The following is a 15,829-nucleotide window of genomic DNA, read 5'->3' as shown; positions in this document are numbered from 1 at the left end:
AGCGAGGCCCGCCCGTGCAATCCACGTGCAACAAGGAGCGGCCGTCAGCGGGATTCCGGGGTCAACGAGGGTCAGACCGGACAGACGGGATTCCGGGCACAACGCAAGAGCGCCGACCGGCGTTTCCGCTGGTCGGCGCTCTGGTAGCCCGGCGAAAGGCTATGTGGCCAGGGGCGGGGTCGAACCGCCGACCTTCCGATTTTCAGTCGGACGCTCGTACCAACTGAGCTACCTGGCCGTGGTGCTCGGCTCATGCTACCGCATGGGCCGATACGCAGAACGCCGCGCATGATAGGCGCGGCGTCAGCGCTGGCGGTCCTGACGGGACTTGAACCCGCGACCTCCGCCTTGACAGGGCGGCGAGCACTCCGACTGCTCCACAGGACCTGGCTGGTGTTGCATCCGGTCGGAACCGGACCGTGCCCCCAACGGGATTCGAACCCGTGCTACCGCCTTGAAAGGGCGGCGTCCTGGGCCGCTAGACGATGAGGGCGGCCCCGCCATCATTGCACACTCGCAACTTCAAGCGGACTTGCTCCCATCCGGCCCCGCCGGAGGCATGAGAAGCATATGTCATGCCTCCTCGGACGACCAAACCGGTATGGCCGCTGGCACACCGTCGGATGAATGGGCAGCTCAGGTGGGGTTTCAGCGGAGCTGGGTGATCCCGTACCGCCGCCGGAGGTCGGGAATCAGGGTCCGGCAGGCAGCCATCGTCTGGCTCCGGTCGCCCCCGGCGTCGTGCATCAGCACCACCGAGCCCGGGCGGGACGCCGACTCCACCCGCTTGATGATCGCCTTGGCCGGCGGCCGGTCCCAGTCCTGCGGGTCGACGCTCCAGTGCAGCGGGCGCATGCCGAGCTGGCCGGCCACCGCCACCTCCTCGGCCGTCCACCGGCCGCCCGGCTGGCGGAACCAGGTGATCTTGGCGTTCGGCGCGGCGGCCCGGATGGCCTGGTTGGTTCGGACCAGGTCGGCACGGATGTCCGCCACCGGGCGCCGGCCGAGGTTCATGTCGTGCCGCCAGCTGTGGTTGCACAGCTGGTGGCCCTCCCGGACGATGCGCGCCACCAGCTGCGGATAGCGCCGGGCCTGCTGGCCGATCAGGCAGAACGTCGCGGTGACGTGCGCGGCCCGGAGCTGGTCGAGGATCTGCGGTGTCCAGCGCGGGTTCGGGCCGTCGTCGAAGGTGAGCGCGACGCCCCGGTCGCCGCTGTGCCGGTGCAGCCCCGCCGGCAGGTTCTTCGGCAGCGGGCGCAGCTGCGGCTTCGGCGGGGTGGTGCGGCTCGGGCGGGGCTTCGGCTTCGGCGTCGGGGTGGCCGAGGCCGCGGGTGGGGCAGCGACCCGGGACGGGGTCTTGCCAGGTTCGCCACAGCCGGTCAGCAGCAGGACCAAGCCGACGGCGAGCGCCAGCGCGGCGCGTGGACGCATCGTCGCTCCCGGAGGGGGGTCGGGGTACGCGGACTTTCCGACGGTAGTGGACAAAGCGTCGATCCGGGAGGGGCGGTCAGCCGGCCGGTGACGGGTCCTGCGCGTCGCGTACGGCCATGGCCAGCGAGATCGTCTCGGCGAGATCCACCGGGCGGACCACCCCGGCGGGCAGGGTGTCGGCCTGCCACCCCGGCCCGGCGGCGAGCACCAGCAGCGGTCGCTGCGGGGCGGCGAGCAGCGCGGAGAGCTGATGCGGGTCGGCGGTGGCCCGGGTGTGCGACCAGAGCACCACGGCGGCCGGCCCGGTCCGGGCGACCGCCTCGACCAGGGCCGCCACCGGTACCCGCGCGCCCAGCATCCGGTAGCTCAACCCGGCCTCGGCGAGGGCGGCGCCCAGCGCCTCCAGCGGCAGGCTGTGCTGCTCCTCGTCGGCGCAGGAGAGCAGGATGCGGGCCGGCCCGGTGGTCGGAGCGGACCGGGCCACCGCGGCGAGCGCCTCGGAGGTGCACCGGGACATCAGGTGTTCCACCTCGATCAGCCCGGCGGTGGCGGCGTGCCGCTCACCGATGCCGGCGAGCACCGGCCGGATCAGCCCGTCCCAGGTGGCGACCACACCGTCGACGGCGAGGGCGTGCGCGATCGTCTCGCCGATGGCCGCCGAGTCCAGCCGCATGGCGGCCCGGGCCAGCCCCCGGGCGACCGGCCCGGCCCGGCCGACCGGGACGGTCGCCCCGCCGCCGCCCCGGGCGCCGCCGGGTCGGCGCGCGGCGTCGGACGCGCCGAGCCAGCGCGTCGCGCCCTGGTCGGGCGGGACGGTCGCGGGTGCCTGCCGGGCCCAGCGGGCCGCCTCGGCCGGGGTCACCCCCTCCGCCGTGAGCCGCCGCATGATCTCCAGGCGGGCGAGGTCAGCCGGCGTGTAGCGCCGGTGGTGTCCCGGTACGTGCTCGCTGGGACCGAGGCCGTAGCGCTGGTGCCAGGTCCGCAACGTGGTGACCGCGACCCCCAGCCGCCGTGCGACGGCGCCTGCGCTCAGCGCCTCATCGGTCACCCGACCGCTCCGGTGCCTCGTCGACCGGCGCGCCGTACGGCACGGCGCGGGACGCGTCGGCGGCGGGCCGGGCCGGCCGTAGCAGCCGGTTCACCACCCCGCCCAGCCACGGCGCGTACGCGCGGGGATCGACGTCGAGGTCGGCCTCGAGGTCGTGCGGGTCGACCCAGCGCAGGGTGGCCACCTCGTCGGGATCCGGTCGGGTGGACAGCCCGGCGGGTACGTCGGCGCGGAGCACGTGGTCGTACTCGAACTCGACCCGACCGGTGGCCGGATCCTCGGCGTAGTAGACGTACACCCCGACCTCGGTGAGGTCCACCGGGTCGATGCCGAGTTCCTCGGCGAGGCGGCGGTTGGCGGCTTCGGCCAGCGACTGGCCGGGCATCGGGTGGCCGCAGCAGGAGTTGGCCCAGCGCAGCGGGAAGCGGGTCTTCACCGCGGCCCGCTGCTGGAGCAGGATCCGCCCCTCGGGGTCGACCAGCAGCACCGAGAACGCGCGGTGCAGCCGGCCCGGCGGCTGGTGGGCGGCGGCAACGGTCGTCTCGCCGAGCACGTGCCCGGTGTCGTCGACCAGCTCGACCAGGTGCCCCTCGCGCGAACTCATGCTCCGCTCCCGGTGACCCGGGCGGCGGCGAGCTTGCCGCTGATCAGCACCATCGGCACGCCGACGCCGGGCTGCGTGCCGGAGCCGACGAAGACCACGTTGCCGAGCGTCGGGTGCAGGTTGGCGGGCCGGAACGGCCCGGTCTGGAAGAGGCTGTGCGCGGCGGCGAACGGGGTGCCGGCGGCCATGCCCTGCTCCGCCCACTCCGCCGGGGTGACCGCGCGCAGCACCTCGATCCCGTCGCCGAAGCCGACGTAGCCCCGCTCCTCCAGGGTGCCGACGAGCTGGTCGGTGTAGCGGCGGGTCAGGTCGCCGCGCCAGTCGAACCGGGCCCGGTCGAGATTCGGTACCGGGGCGAGCAGGTAGTACGTGTGTCTTCCGGCCGGGGCCACCGACGGGTCGGTCCGGCTCGGGTTCGTCACCAGTAGCGACGGGTCGGTCATCAGCTCGCCTCGCCGGATCACCTCGTCGAACGTGCCCTTCCAGGAGCGTCCGAAGTGGATGTTGTGGTGGGCGATCCTGCCATAGCCCTGGGTCGACCCGACGTGCAGCACGACGCAGGAGGGCGAGTAGGTGAGCTTGCGCTGCCGGGCCGGCGGAAGCAGGTCACGGTAGGCGACCGGCAGGTCGGGGTTGAGCACCACGACGTCCGCGGGGACGAGTTCGCCGTCGGTGGTCAGCACGCCGGTGGCCCGGCCGTGCGCCGTCTCCACCCGGCTCACCGTGGTCCCGTACCGGATCTGCACGCCGTGCTTCTCCGCCGCGCCGGCCATCGCCCGGGAGACCGCGTGGATGCCGCCGCGTGGGAAGCACACCCCGGCCACCGAATCGAGGTACGCGATGACCGCGTAGATGGCCAGCGCGTCGTGCGGCGCGAGGCCGGCGTACATGGCCTGGAAGGAGAAGATCCGCTGGGTACGCGGGTCCCGGAAGAACTGGTTGATCTTCGTCTGGAGTCGCCGGAACGCCCCGTTGGCCAGCAACCTCAGCAGGTTGCCGGTGAGCAGGTCGGTCGGCGCGTCCAGGTTGCGCTCGATGAAGTCGGCCCGTTCCCACCGCCACAGGTTCCGGGCGTGGTCGACGAACCGCAGGTAGCCGTCGGCCTCGCGGGGGCCGCAGACCCGGGCGATCTCGGCGGCCATCCGGGTGGTGTCGGTGATGACGTCGAGCGTCGAGCCGTCCGGGTAGTACGCCCGGTAGGCCGGGTCGAGCGGGGTCAGGTCGAGCCAGTCGGTCAGCTCCTCACCGACGGCGCCGAGCGCCTCGGCGATCAGGTCGGGCATGGTGAGCACGGTCGGGCCGGTGTCGAACTCGTACCCGGCGACGCTGAGCCGGCCGGCGCGCCCGCCCGGGACCGGCTCGCGTTCCAGGACGGTCACCTGCCGGCCGCTCCCGGCCAGGTGCAGCGCGCAGGCCAGCCCACCCAGGCCGGCGCCGACGACCACCACCTGGTCCGTACGTCCGCTCACGCTGCGCACGTGACCACCTCCCTCGCGAAGTTGCCCATCATGCCCGCCGCGTGGTCGCGGCGGTGGCGAGACCCGTCAGCGCGGTACGGGCGGTCCCGTCGATCGGCGCGGTGTCGAGCGTGGCCAGCGCCGCACCGACCCGGTCGGAGATCATCCGTTCGACCCGGGTCACCGCCCCGGTGTCCCGGACCAGATCGGCCAGCCGGGTCACCTCCCGGGGCGCGGTGACCGTGCCGGCCCGGTCCAGCAGGCGGCGCTGGGCCGGGGTGGCGAGCTGCCGGGCCAGCATGAGCAGCGTGGTCGGCTTGCCGGTGCGCAGGTCGTCCCCGGCCGGCTTGCCGGTGTCGGCCGGGTCCCCGTAGATCCCCAGCAGGTCGTCGCGGAGCTGGAACGCCTCGCCGACGGCCAGCCCGTACCGGGTGTACGCGGCGATCAGCGGCGAGTCCGCGTCGGCCCCGGCCAGGCCGGCGCCGAAGAGCAGCGGGCGCTGGACGGTGTAGCTGGCGGTCTTGTAGCGGGCCACCCGCAGTGCCCGGTCCACCGACCAGTTCGCCGCGTCGTGCTCGCCGAGCACGTCGAGGAACTGCCCGGCCACGGTCTCGACCCGCATCTGGTCGTAGTTGCGCCGGACGTCGAGCAGCCGGTCCGGCGGCACGGTGGCGTGTGCCATCAACCGGTCGGCCCAGGCCACGCAGAGGTCGCCGATGAGCACGGCGACGGCCTCGCCGTACCGCTCCGGGTCGCCGGTGAGGCCGGCCGTCCGGTGCCGGGCGGCGGCGGCCCGGTGCGCGGTGGGCAGCCCTCGCCGGGTGGCGGAGGAGTCCATCACGTCGTCGTGCACCAGCGCGAAGGTGTGCAGCAGCTCCAGCGCGGCCAGCGCGGGTAGCACCGTGGACAGCGGCTCGTCGCCGCCGGCCACCCCGCGCCATCCCCAGTACGCGAACGTCGGGCGGACCCGCTTGCCGCCGGCCAGCACGCAGTCGCGTGCCGTCGCGGCGAAACCGCCCATCGCCGCGTCGATCCCGGTGAGCGAGTCGACCTCGGCGGCGAGGAACACCGCCAGCGTCTCGTCGACCCCCTCGACCAGCTCACTGGTGAAAGCGGCCAGTACGCCGCGGACCGGATCGCCCGTCGCTCCCGGCTGTGCCGGCACGATGCGGAGCGGGTTAGCCGCAACTGCGTCGTTGGCCATGTCGGGGAGCGTACCCTAGGGTTGCGTGTTGCGTCGATTGGTGCGTCGAATTGGAGGAGGGCCGGTGGACACCGATCTCACCGCTGCCTATGACCGCTGCCGCGAGCTGCACAGACGTCACGGCCGTACCTACTATCTCGCCACCCGCCTGCTGCCCGCTTGGAAACGGCGGCACGTGCACGCGTTGTACGGCTTCACGCGCTACGCCGACGAGATCGTCGACCGCACCGATGACCTGCCCGCCGCCGAGCGGGCCGCCCGGCTGGCGGCGTGGTCGGACCGGTTCGTCGCCGGCCTGCGCGGGGAGGCCGTCGACGATCCGCTGCTCCCCGCCGTGCTGCACACCATCGCCGTCTTCGACCTGGACCGCGGCGACTTCGCGTCGTTCCTGCGCAGCATGGCGATGGACCTGACGGTGCCGTCCTACCCGACCTACGACGACCTGCTCGACTACATGGAGGGTTCGGCCGCCGTCATCGGCACCATGATGCTGCCGATCCTGGGCAGCTCGGACCCGGCCGCCGCCCGCGAACCCGCCCGCCAGCTCGGCCTGGCGTTCCAGCTCACCAACTTCATCCGGGACGTCGCCGAGGACCTCGACCGCGGCCGGACCTACCTGCCCGACGAGGACCTGGCCAGGTTCGACGTCACCCGGGAGGACCTGCTCGCGGCGAAGGCCGCCGGCCGTACCACCCCGGGGATCCGCGACCTGATCGAGTACGAGGTGACCCGCGCCCAGGCCCACTACCTGGCCGCCGCGCCGGGCATCCCGCTGCTCAGCCCCGCCTCGCAGGCGTGCATGCGCACCGCGTACGCGCTCTACGGCGGGATCCTCGACGAGGTGGCCGCCCAGGGGTACGACGTCTTCGCGCGCCGGGCCCGCGTACCCGGGCGGAAGCGGACGGTGGTGGCCGCGCGGGCCCTGCTCACCCCGGCCGGCACGCCGGTGACGGTCCCCGGCCCGGCACCCCGGCCGGCCCTGGTACGGGCGTGAGCGAGCGCACGGCGATCGTGCTCCTCACCCGCGACCTGCGGGTGCACGACCACCCGGCGCTGGCCTCGGCGTGCTCGGCGTTCGACCGGGTGGTGCCGCTCTACGTGCTCGACCCGGCGCTGGCCGGGCTGTCGGCGAACCGCAGCCGGTTCCTAAACCAAGGCCTGGCCGAGCTGCGGGAGTCGCTCCGGAAGCGCGGCGGTGACCTGGTGGTCCGGCGCGGCGACCCGGTGGCCGAGACGATCAGGCTGGCCCGCCGGGTCGACGCCGAGGGGATCGGGCTCTCCGCCGACGTCAGCCGCTACGCGCAGGAGCGGGAGCGGCGGCTGCGCGCGGAGTGCGCGCGGCACCGGATGTTCCTGCGGCTGTTCCCCGGCGTCACCATCGTCGAGCCGGGCGGCCTGAAGCCGGCGGGCGGCGACCACTACAAGGTGTTCAGCCCCTACCACCGGGCCTGGCAGGGGGCGCGGCGGCGGGACGAGCTGGCCGCCCCACGCCGGGTACGGCTGCCCGAGGGGGTCGACCCCGGGCGGCTGCCCGCCCCGCCGAAGGGGGACTCCCCGGACGCGGTGCCGGGCGGGGAGAGCGTCGCCCGGCACCGGCTGAAAAAGTGGCTGCCCACCCTCGGCCGCTACGACGACATCCACGACGACCTGGCCGGGGACGAGACCTCCCGGCTCAGCCCGTACCTGCGCTTCGGCTGCCTGTCCCCGCTCGCAGTGGCGAACCGGGCCGGCGACCGGGCCGGCCCGTTCGTCCGGCAGCTCTGTTGGCGGGACTTCTACCACCAGGTAACCGGCGCGTTCCCGGAGATCTCGACGAAGGCGTACCGGCGCGGGGCCCGGGAGGACTGGCGGTACGACACGCAGGCCCTCGACGCCTGGACCGAGGGGCGCACCGGGATGCCGGTGGTGGACGCCGGGATGCGGCAGCTCCGCGCCGAGGGGTGGATGCACAACCGGGCGCGGCTGATCACCGCCGGCTATCTCACCAGGCACCTGGGACTGGACTGGCGGGCCGGGCGGAAGGTCTTCGCCCGCTGGCTGCTCGACGGCGACGTGCCGAACAACTCCGGCAACTGGCAGTGGGTCGCCGGGACCGGCAACGATCCCCGCCCGCACCGGGGCTTCAACCCGGTGCGCCAGGCGGAACGCTACGACCCCGACGGCGCGTACGTCCGCCGGTGGGTGCCCGAGCTGGCGGCGGTCGAGGGAAAGGCGGTGCACCAGCCGTGGCGGCTGCGCGACGAGGTACGCCGAAAGCTCGACTACCCGCCGCCGCTTGAGGTGCCCGGCACCGACCCCGTCTGGCTGCGCTGACCACCGTCCGGTCAGAGGCAGGAGTGCAGGGCCTCGACCAGCTCGTCCACCCGGTCGTGCTTGGCCAGCCGGGACGTCGCGTAGGCGACGGTGTAACCGCGCTCCGGGTCCGCCCAGGCGCTGCTGCCGCCGATGCCGCCCATGCCCCAGCTCCCGTCCGGCTCCCAGCCCATGCCCAGCGTCCAGAATGCCGGCTGGTCCAGCACCAGGTCCGGGCCGTCGTACTGCACCCGGGTCGCCTCGGCGACCAGCTCCCGGCTGAAGAGGCGGACCCCGTCGAGGATGCCGCCGGCGAGCAGCCCGGCGTAGAGCCGGGCCAGGGCCGACGCGGTGGCGTGCAGGTTCACCGCCGGGATCTCGGCCGACCGCCACAGCGGGCCGTTCACCAGCGCCACGTCCCGGCCGCCGGGCGGGTTGTCCAGCGCCCGGGCGCGTAGCGACCCCGGCTCGCCGCGCGTCGCGTCCGGCCAGCCCGGATCGGCGTACGACAGGTCGGCGCAGCGCCGCTGGTCCACCGTACCCAGCCCGAAGGCCAGATCGAGGCGCCACGGGCCGGCGATCTCCTCGGCCAGGAACCGCCCCACCGGGCGCCCGTCCACCCGGCGGACCAGCTCACCCACCAGGTGCCCGTACGTCCAGGCGTGCTCGCCCGCGACGGAGCCCGGCGTCCACTCGGGTTCGGCGGCGGCCAGGTCGGCGCAGAGCAGCGCCCAGTCGGCGACCGCCTCGGCGGGCCGGGGCACCGGGAACGCCGGCAGCCCGGCGGTGTGGCTGAGCACCTGCCGCACGGTGGCCGGGGTGCGGAACCCCGGCCAGTAGGCGGACACCGGCGCGTCCAGCTCGACCCGCCCTCGGTCGACCAGCGTGAGCAGGCAGAGCGCGGCCACCGGCTTGCCCACCGAGTAGACGTTGACCAGCGTGTCCGGCCGCCACGGGTCGTCCGCCCCGACCGCCGGGACGACCGCGCCGGGTGGGACCGCCGCCCGGGTGCCGCCGACCAGGTCGACCACGGGCGTGCCGTCGTACCAGACGGCCAGCGCCGCGCCGGTCTCCCGGCCGGCGGCGAACAGGTCGTGGAAGCAGTCCCGGACCGGGGCGAAGCGCGCATGCACCCGGCCACGGTAGTGGTCCGGCGGGTTACCGTCGCGGGAAATCCGGCGTGGAGCGCTCGCGACGGCCGTCCCGGTGCGGAATGCTGGCGGGGTGGCGGATCCGGAACTGGTGGACGTGATCGTGGTCGGGCTCGGCGTCGGCGGCGAGGAGGTGGCCGGGCGGCTCGCCGAGGCCGGCCTCACCGTCGTCGGGATCGAGCGGGACCTGGTCGGCGGCGAATGCCCCTACTGGGGCTGCATCCCCAGCAAGATGATGATCCGGGCGGCGAACGCCCTGGCCGAGGCGCACCGGGTCAACGAACTGGCCGGCAGCGCCGAGGTCCGGCCCGACTGGGCGCCGGTGGCCAGGCGGATCCGCGAGGAGGCCACCGACACCTGGGACGACAAGGTGGCGGTGGACCGCTTCACCGGCAAGGGCGGCCGGTTCGTCCGGGGCAGCGGCCGGCTCGACGGCCCCGGCCGGGTACGCGTCGGCGACCAGGTGTTCCAGGCCCGCTTCGGGATCGTGCTCGGCACCGGCACCCGGCCGTCGATCCCGCCCATCGACGGGCTGGCGGGCACCCCGTTCTGGACCAACCACCAGGCCATCGAGGTCGAGGAGCTGCCGGCGTCGCTGCTGGTGCTCGGCGGCGGGGCGATCGGGCTGGAGCTGGCCCAGGTCTTCGCCCGCTTCGGTGTCCGGGTGACCGTGATCGAGGCGGCCGACCGGGTGTTGGCCATCGAGGAGCCGGAGGCATCCGAGATCGCCGCGAAGGCGCTGCGCGCCGACGGGGTGACCATCGAGACCGGGGTGAAGGCCGAGCGGGTCGGCCACGACGGCGCCACCTTCAGCGTGCGCGCCGGCGACCGCCGCTTCACCGCCGACCAGCTGCTCGTGGTGACCGGGCGCAAGGCGCACCTGGAGGAGCTGGGCCTGGACACCGTCGACGTGGACGCCGGCCAGCGGTACCTGCCGGTAAACGAGCGGATGCACGTCACCGACGGGATCTGGGCGGTAGGCGACCTCACCGGGGAGGGCGCGTTCACCCACATCGCCATGTACCAGGCGGCGATCGTCGTCGCCGACGTGCTCGACCACATGCGGCGGACCAGGGGCGGCCCGGACGCCAGCGGCACCGCCAGCGTGATGGGCGGCGCGGCCGGGGTGGTCAGCGCGGTCGGCGGGGCGATGAGTGCCGGCGCGTCGGCGGCCGCGCCGGGCAGCGTGCCGGTCGCCGACTACCGGGCGCTGCCCCGGGTCACCTTCACCGACCCGGAGGTGGGCGCGGTCGGCCTCACCGAGCGGCAGGCCCGCGAGCGCGGCATCAACGTCCAGGTCGGATACACCGACCTGACCTCGTCGGCCCGTGGCTGGATCCACAAGACCGGCAACGCGGGCTTCATCAAGCTGATCGCCGACGCCGACCAGGGCGTGCTGATCGGTGCCACCTCCGTCGGCCCGGCCGGCGGCGAGGTGCTGTCGGCGCTGGTGGTGGCGGTGCACGCGGCCGTGCCGATCAGCCAACTCCGGCACATGATCTACGCGTACCCGACCTTCCACCGGGCGATCGAGGACGCGCTGAAGGCGTTGAAGTAGCGCTAGTCCGCCGGTGCGCCGTGCCGGCCCGCGCCGGCCGTGAAGCGGGCCGCGCCCTTCACCGCGTCGGTGATCAGGGACTCCATGCCGAAGGCCAGTTCGGTGGCCATCGCCTCCGGCTCGGGCAGGCCGGCGTTGGCGAGCAGCGCGGCCCGGTCGTTGCGCAGGCAGGTCTGTGGGAAGCGGGCGATCTCGGCGGCCAGCCGCTCGGCCGCCGCGCGGGCCTCACCCGGCGCGACCAGCCGGTTCACCAGGCCCATCGCGTACGCCTCGTCGGCGGAGACCGGGCGGCCGGTGAGGACCAGGTCCATCGCCCGGCTCTCCCCGATCAGCCGGGGCAGCCGCACCGTCCCGCCGTCGATCAGCGGTACGCCCCAGCGCCGGCAGAACACCCCGAGCACCGCGTCCGACTCGGCGACCCGCAGGTCGCACCAGAGCGCCAGCTCCAGGCCGCCGGCCACGGCGTGCCCGGAGATCGCGGCGATGACCGGCTTGGACAGGCGCATCCGGGTCGGGCCCATCGGGCCGTCGCCCTCCGGTTCGACCCGGTTGCCGCGCGGCGTACCGATGGCCTTGAGGTCGGCACCGGCGCAGAACGTGCGGCCGGCGCCCCAGAGCACGGCGACCGCCGCGTCCGGGTCGGCCTCGAAGGCGCGGAAGGCGTCCGCCAGGGCCCGGGCGGTCGGCCCGTCGACGGCGTTGCGGGCCTCCGGCCGGTCCAGGATCACCGTGGTCACCGGCCCGGCGTGCTCGACGCGTACCCCCATCCGGTCAGCATGCCCTCGACGGTGGCCGGCGCGCCAGACTCCCGGCGCTGCCTCGTCGTAGTCGTCATGCACGGGCCCGGCTCCCGGTTCTGCGCTGGCGGTCCCTGCGGCTGTGAGACTGCGAACTTGATGACGTGGACGGATCAGGCCAGCTATGAGCAGGAAGTTCAAAATCTTGGTAGGAAGCGGCCCCGGTGAGGGCCACTCCCGTCCAAGACATCTAGGCCGACGGCCGGGTCAGGCGCGGGCGGGGGGCTGGCTGACGAAGGCGCGCCAGGCGGTGGGGGTGAAGGTGAGGGCGGCGCCGGCCGGGTCCTTGGAGTCGCGGACGGCGACCACGCCGGGCAGGTTGTCGGCGACCTCGACGCAGGCACCGCCGTTGCCGCTGCTGCGACTGCTCTTGCGCCACCGCGCGCCCGTCAGCTCCATGTCTCCGCCACTTCCGTGATGAGATCGACCGACTGCCAGTGGGAGAGCGCCTCGCCGCGCACGTTCTCCCAGGCGGCCATTATCGCCGCGAGGTCATCGACATCGCTAACCACTTGTCCATGGACCTGGTTGTCGAGGTAGCCGGCGAGCCGGTGGTCCGGGCACTGGGCGATCACGAACGGCCCGTTCAAACCGGCGTAGGCGCCGACCGAGGACGGCACGACGTGCACCCGGATGTGCGGCTCCGCGCACGCGGCGATCAGGGCGCGCAACTGCTCGTGCATCGTCCCCCGGCCGCCGACGGGGCGACGCAGCACGGCTTCGTCGATCACCGCCGTGAACTGGGGCGGGTCATCCTGGCGCAGGACTCCCTGCCGGTTCAGCCGCGTGGTCAGGTGCCGCTCGATGTCGCCCCGCGGAATCAGGCCGGCGCCGGTGAGCACCGCCCGGGCGTACGCCTCCGTCTGGAGCAGACCGGGCAGAACGAGCGATTCGAACCACCGTAGAGCGACCGCTTCGCGTTCGATCTCCTGCCAGGGGCGGAACCAGACCGGGTCGCGACGTCTTGAAGTGTCCGGCCAGATGTCCGAGACGTCCCGGCCGAGCACCTCTGCCGCCGACACCCGGTGGCGGGCATGCGGGATGCGGCCCTCGCTCAGCCAGCGCCCCACCGTCTTCGGATCCACCCCCACCCGCTCCGCGAGCGATTCGGTGGTGTGCCCGGTCTCGCCGAGCGCCACCCGCAGCGCGTCGTTCACGGCCCCTCCATCGGACGTCTCGAATATCTGCCGACCATATCGCTACGCGGTGTATCTGTCCGACCACCTTCGGCAGCGTGTCGTGCAGGACGGCGCGGCCGGTGGAGGTGAGGAGCCCGGCGGTCAGCGTCAGCACCGGGAGCCGCCCCGCCAACGACGTCGGGGCGGCCCCTGCCCACCCGACGAGGAAAGGACAGGCATGCGTATCCGGTTCTGGCGGCACCGGTCCCAGGCGGCGCCGCACCTACCCCGACAGCGGACCCCGCAGCACGAGCGACCGACGTGGGCGAGCCAACCGACCAGCGTCTTCCCCACCGACGGGCCCGGGCGGGCCGGCAACCTCACCCCGGCCCAACGGTGGCGGGCCGGCGGGTGGCGGCGGAACGGCGGGCGCAGGTGAGCCGGGCGACCCGCCCCCACCTGCCCATGCGCCCGCTCTGGCGCTGCCGGGGCTGCGGCGCGCCGTGGCCCTGCCAGCCGGCGCGACTCGCGCTGCTGGTCGAGTACCGCGCGGACCGGACCGCCCTGCTGATCTACCTGAGCACCCTGATGGCCGAGGCGGGCGCGCAGTTGTCGCAGCTCAACGGCTCCGCCGTCGCCGAGGACCTGACCGAGCGCTTCCTCACCTGGGCGCGCGCCCGGTGACCCGCCGGTCCGGGCGGGCCAGGGTGGCCCCGAGGGCGGCACCCACCACGCAGGCCACGCCGGCCACCTGCGGCCAGGCCAGCAGCTCCCCGAGTAGCAGCGCGCCGACCAGCGCGGCGACCGCCGGTTCCAGGCTGAGCAGCACCGCGAAGACCCGCGCCGGCATCCGGCGCAGCGCGGCCAGCTCCGCCGAGTACGGCAACACCGACGACAGCAACGCCACCCCCAGCCCGAGCGCCACGATCCGGGGGTCCAGCAGCCCGGCCCCGCCGGACACCACCCCGAACGGGAGTACGCAGACTGCCCCCACCGCCATGCCCAACGCCAGCCCCCGGCTGCCCGGCACGTGCCCGCTCATCGCCTTGCCGAGCAGCACGTACCCGGCCCAGCCGACCGCGATCAGCGCGCTGAGCAGCAGGCCGAGCGGGTCGACGCCGATCCCACCCAGGCCGGCCAGGAGCAGAACGCCGGTGCCGGCGACCAGCGCCCAGAGCACGTCGACCAGCCGGCGGCTGCCCAGCAGCGACACCAGCAGCGGGCCGGCGAAGCCGACGGTGACCGCCACCCCGAGCGGCACCCGCTGGAGAGCGGCGTAGAAGGCGAGGTTCATCGCCGCCATGGCCACCCCGAACGCCCCGATCAGGCCGGCCGCCCGCCAGCCGGGCCAGCGGGTCGGGCGGGTGGCGGCCAGCAGGACGAGCGCGCCCAGGCCGAGCCGCAGGGTGGTCGTACCCCCGGGACTGGTGGCGGCGAAGAGCTGCTTGGCCACCGCCGCGCCGACCTGGGTGGAGACCATCCCGAGCAGCATCAGCACCGGTGGCGGTACGGCCTCGGGGCGGCCCAGCGCCGCGACGAACCGGGCCGTGGCGGCGGGCGACGGGGTGCGGGAGGCGTGCGCGTACACGCCGACCACGGTGCCGGGCGGCGGTGCCGGACGCGAAGGATTTCCCGGCCGCGGCCCGGCCGGTGCGTCGGTCAGTCGCCGGTCAGGGCGAGCCGGACCAGCGGCAGCCGTTGCGCCACGTCGGCGGGGAGCGGGTCGGTGCCGCCCAACTCCCGGAGGTCCAGCATCCGGCCGAGCGCGGCGGCGGCCCGGCGGTGGCGCTGCCGGTAGCGCTCCAGGCGGCTGCGGGTCTCGTCCCCGTCCAGGACCGTCGCCCGCGCCGCAACGCCCCGGTCCGGGCCGCTCCACACCCGGACCCGCGGGTCGGCCCGCACATTGCGGAACCACTGGGAGCCGGGGCCGTACCCGGAGGCGAGGAAGAGCACCCCCGGCTCCCGGTCGACGACCTCCAGCACCACGTACCGGGCCAGCCCCGAGCGCCGGCCCCGGTGCTCCAGCATCATCAGCCGACGGCCGAGCAGCCGGCCGAAGCCGTGGCGGTACAGCGGGATGGGCGCGCGGGCGAGCCAGCGCGGAATACGGCGGGCCATGAACCGACGCTACGCCCGGCCACCGCCACCCGGCTAGCATCGGCGGCGGCAACGATCATGCGAGGTGCCCCGCTGGCGCGGGGAGAATCGGGAAGCCGGTGTGAATCCGGCACGGGCCCGCCGCGGTGACCGGGGAGCCACCGTCCACGCGCGTCACGCGCAGCCACTGGCCGTACGGCTGGGAAGGCGGACGGCCGGCGTCGATCCGGGAGTCCGAAGACCGGCCTCGCGTCAGTCGCCCACCCTCGCGGTGGGCCGAGTGCAGCGGGAGCCTGCCTGTGGACCTGTACGACGTCATCCACCGCCGTCGCGACGTACGCGCCGAGTTCACCGGGGAGCCGGTGCCGGACGACGTCCTCGACCGGATCCTGACCGCCGCCCACGCCGCGCCGAGCGTCGGCAACTCCCAGCCCTGGGACTTCGTCCTGGTCCGCGACCCGGAGACCCGCCGCCGGTTCCACGCTCACGTCCAGGTCGAGCGGGACACCTTCGCGGCGACCCTGGACGGGGAGGCGGCGGCCCGATTCGCCCGGATCAAGATCGACGGGGTGCTGGAGTCGACGCTCTCCGTCGTGGTCACGTACGACCCGGCCCGGGGCGGGCCGGCGGTGCTCGGCCGGCACGCCATCGCCGACGCCGGCCTCTACTCGGTCTGCCTGGCCATCCAGAATCTCTGGCTGGCGGCCACCGCCGAAGGGCTCGGCGTCGGGTGGGTCTCCTTCTACCGGGAGCCGTTCCTGGCCGACCTGCTCGGCATCCCGTCCGGCGTACGCCCGGTCGCCTGGCTCTGCCTGGGCCCGGTCAGCCACCTCCAGACCGTCCCCGACCTGGTCCGGCACGGCTGGCGGGCACCCCGACCGCTGGCCGCCGCCGTGCACGCCGACCGGTGGCGGGGCTGACGGCGGGTCCACTGTTTCCTGGAAGTAGTGGCCGCGCCGCCGCTCGGAGGCCACTACTTCCAGGATCGAGCGCGATCCCGGCGGTGCCGACCTCGGACGGGTGAATCGGTGCCGCCGCCCGGTTTGGGGGCCCTCCTGCCGGGAAGTCGGAA

General features: G+C 74.4%; 17 protein-coding genes, 3 tRNA genes and 1 riboswitch. Of the genes, 6 read left to right on the top strand and 14 right to left on the bottom strand.

From position 1 onward, the window contains the following. Nucleotides 1-164: 164 nt before the first annotated feature. The 8 genes from ACL02O_RS14480 to ACL02O_RS14445 form a co-directional block, all read right to left on the bottom strand. A tRNA-Phe gene (locus ACL02O_RS14480) sits at nucleotides 165-238 on the bottom strand. Nucleotides 239-310: 72 nt separating this feature from the next. After that, a tRNA-Asp gene (locus ACL02O_RS14475) sits at nucleotides 311-387 on the bottom strand. 33 nt (nucleotides 388-420) lie between these two features. Next, nucleotides 421-493, bottom strand: a tRNA-Glu gene (locus ACL02O_RS14470). A gap of 155 nt (nucleotides 494-648) precedes the next feature. Beyond that, entirely contained in the window at nucleotides 649-1,431 is a 783-nt protein-coding gene (locus ACL02O_RS14465) for a polysaccharide deacetylase family protein (protein WP_412818568.1), read from the bottom strand. Nucleotides 1,432-1,507: 76 nt separating this feature from the next. Beyond that, complete coding sequence (locus ACL02O_RS14460; RefSeq protein ID WP_412818567.1) at nucleotides 1,508-2,479, bottom strand: MerR family transcriptional regulator; 972 nt, start codon at nucleotides 2,477-2,479, stop codon at nucleotides 1,508-1,510. Next, complete coding sequence (gene idi, locus ACL02O_RS14455) at nucleotides 2,469-3,083, bottom strand: isopentenyl-diphosphate Delta-isomerase (protein WP_412818566.1); 615 nt, start codon at nucleotides 3,081-3,083, stop codon at nucleotides 2,469-2,471. The genes ACL02O_RS14460 and idi overlap by 11 nt, the downstream gene beginning before the upstream one ends. Beyond that, nucleotides 3,080-4,561 carry a phytoene desaturase family protein gene (gene crtI / locus ACL02O_RS14450; protein ID WP_412818565.1) on the bottom strand — a complete coding sequence of 494 codons (1,482 nt, stop codon included), beginning with the start codon at nucleotides 4,559-4,561 and terminating at the stop codon, nucleotides 3,080-3,082. Before crtI ends, idi begins: the two co-directional genes overlap by 4 nt. Before the next feature lie 28 nt (nucleotides 4,562-4,589). Then, on the bottom strand, nucleotides 4,590-5,744 hold the full coding sequence (locus tag ACL02O_RS14445; RefSeq protein ID WP_412818564.1) for a polyprenyl synthetase family protein: 1,155 nt from the start codon (nucleotides 5,742-5,744) through the stop codon (nucleotides 4,590-4,592). Between the two features lie 64 nt (nucleotides 5,745-5,808). Between ACL02O_RS14445 and ACL02O_RS14440 the strand changes: the two genes are divergently transcribed. Next, nucleotides 5,809-6,738 carry a phytoene/squalene synthase family protein gene (locus ACL02O_RS14440; protein WP_412818563.1) on the top strand — a complete coding sequence of 310 codons (930 nt, stop codon included), beginning with the start codon at nucleotides 5,809-5,811 and terminating at the stop codon, nucleotides 6,736-6,738. Continuing rightward, on the top strand, nucleotides 6,735-8,057 hold the full coding sequence (locus ACL02O_RS14435) for a cryptochrome/photolyase family protein (RefSeq protein ID WP_412818562.1): 1,323 nt from the start codon (nucleotides 6,735-6,737) through the stop codon (nucleotides 8,055-8,057). The genes ACL02O_RS14440 and ACL02O_RS14435 overlap by 4 nt, the downstream gene beginning before the upstream one ends. An 11-nt stretch (nucleotides 8,058-8,068) precedes the next feature. Here the strand turns inward: ACL02O_RS14435 and ACL02O_RS14430 are convergent, their stop codons facing one another. Then, nucleotides 8,069-9,169: a serine hydrolase domain-containing protein gene (locus ACL02O_RS14430; RefSeq protein ID WP_412818561.1), complete on the bottom strand. Its 1,101-nt coding sequence runs from the start codon at nucleotides 9,167-9,169 to the stop codon at nucleotides 8,069-8,071. A gap of 91 nt (nucleotides 9,170-9,260) precedes the next feature. Between ACL02O_RS14430 and ACL02O_RS14425 the strand changes: the two genes are divergently transcribed. Then, nucleotides 9,261-10,745, top strand: a complete 1,485-nt coding sequence (locus ACL02O_RS14425; protein ID WP_412818560.1) for a dihydrolipoyl dehydrogenase family protein — start codon at nucleotides 9,261-9,263, stop codon at nucleotides 10,743-10,745. A gap of 2 nt (nucleotides 10,746-10,747) precedes the next feature. On the opposite strand, the gene ACL02O_RS14420 is transcribed toward ACL02O_RS14425, so the two are convergent. The 3 genes from ACL02O_RS14420 to ACL02O_RS14410 form a co-directional block, all read right to left on the bottom strand. Next, on the bottom strand, nucleotides 10,748-11,512 hold the full coding sequence (locus ACL02O_RS14420; RefSeq protein WP_412818559.1) for a crotonase/enoyl-CoA hydratase family protein: 765 nt from the start codon (nucleotides 11,510-11,512) through the stop codon (nucleotides 10,748-10,750). A 237-nt stretch (nucleotides 11,513-11,749) separates the two neighbouring features. Continuing rightward, nucleotides 11,750-11,941, bottom strand: coding sequence for a DUF397 domain-containing protein (locus tag ACL02O_RS14415; protein ID WP_412818558.1), 192 nt, complete (start codon nucleotides 11,939-11,941; stop codon nucleotides 11,750-11,752). Continuing rightward, nucleotides 11,932-12,699: a helix-turn-helix domain-containing protein gene (locus tag ACL02O_RS14410; RefSeq protein WP_412818557.1), complete on the bottom strand. Its 768-nt coding sequence runs from the start codon at nucleotides 12,697-12,699 to the stop codon at nucleotides 11,932-11,934. The genes ACL02O_RS14415 and ACL02O_RS14410 overlap by 10 nt, the downstream gene beginning before the upstream one ends. Before the next feature lie 199 nt (nucleotides 12,700-12,898). Between ACL02O_RS14410 and ACL02O_RS14405 the strand changes: the two genes are divergently transcribed. Both ACL02O_RS14405 and ACL02O_RS14400 read left to right on the top strand, forming a co-directional pair. Beyond that, nucleotides 12,899-13,099 carry a hypothetical protein gene (locus ACL02O_RS14405; protein WP_412818556.1) on the top strand — a complete coding sequence of 67 codons (201 nt, stop codon included), beginning with the start codon at nucleotides 12,899-12,901 and terminating at the stop codon, nucleotides 13,097-13,099. Next, nucleotides 13,096-13,344, top strand: coding sequence for a flavin reductase (locus ACL02O_RS14400; RefSeq protein WP_412818555.1), 249 nt, complete (start codon nucleotides 13,096-13,098; stop codon nucleotides 13,342-13,344). The genes ACL02O_RS14405 and ACL02O_RS14400 overlap by 4 nt, the downstream gene beginning before the upstream one ends. On the opposite strand, the gene ACL02O_RS14395 is transcribed toward ACL02O_RS14400, so the two are convergent. Beyond that, on the bottom strand, nucleotides 13,322-14,248 hold the full coding sequence (locus tag ACL02O_RS14395; RefSeq protein WP_412818554.1) for an EamA family transporter: 927 nt from the start codon (nucleotides 14,246-14,248) through the stop codon (nucleotides 13,322-13,324). The genes ACL02O_RS14400 and ACL02O_RS14395 overlap by 23 nt on opposite strands. A 71-nt stretch (nucleotides 14,249-14,319) precedes the next feature. Beyond that, a complete protein-coding gene (locus tag ACL02O_RS14390; RefSeq protein WP_412818553.1) occupies nucleotides 14,320-14,778 on the bottom strand; it encodes a nitroreductase family deazaflavin-dependent oxidoreductase in 459 nt (152 codons plus the stop codon). A gap of 45 nt (nucleotides 14,779-14,823) precedes the next feature. Further along, nucleotides 14,824-15,021, top strand: a riboswitch (cobalamin riboswitch). Nucleotides 15,022-15,056: 35 nt separating this feature from the next. Between ACL02O_RS14390 and bluB the strand changes: the two genes are divergently transcribed. Further along, entirely contained in the window at nucleotides 15,057-15,677 is a 621-nt protein-coding gene (gene bluB, locus ACL02O_RS14385) for a 5,6-dimethylbenzimidazole synthase (RefSeq protein WP_412818552.1), read from the top strand. Nucleotides 15,678-15,829 lie beyond the last annotated feature (152 nt).

Source organism: Micromonospora mangrovicola (assembly GCF_047200535.1).
GTDB lineage: Bacteria > Actinomycetota > Actinomycetes > Mycobacteriales > Micromonosporaceae > Micromonospora.
The sequence above is the reverse complement of the archived record's forward strand: the minus strand, read 5'-3'. Positions and strand labels throughout refer to the sequence as shown.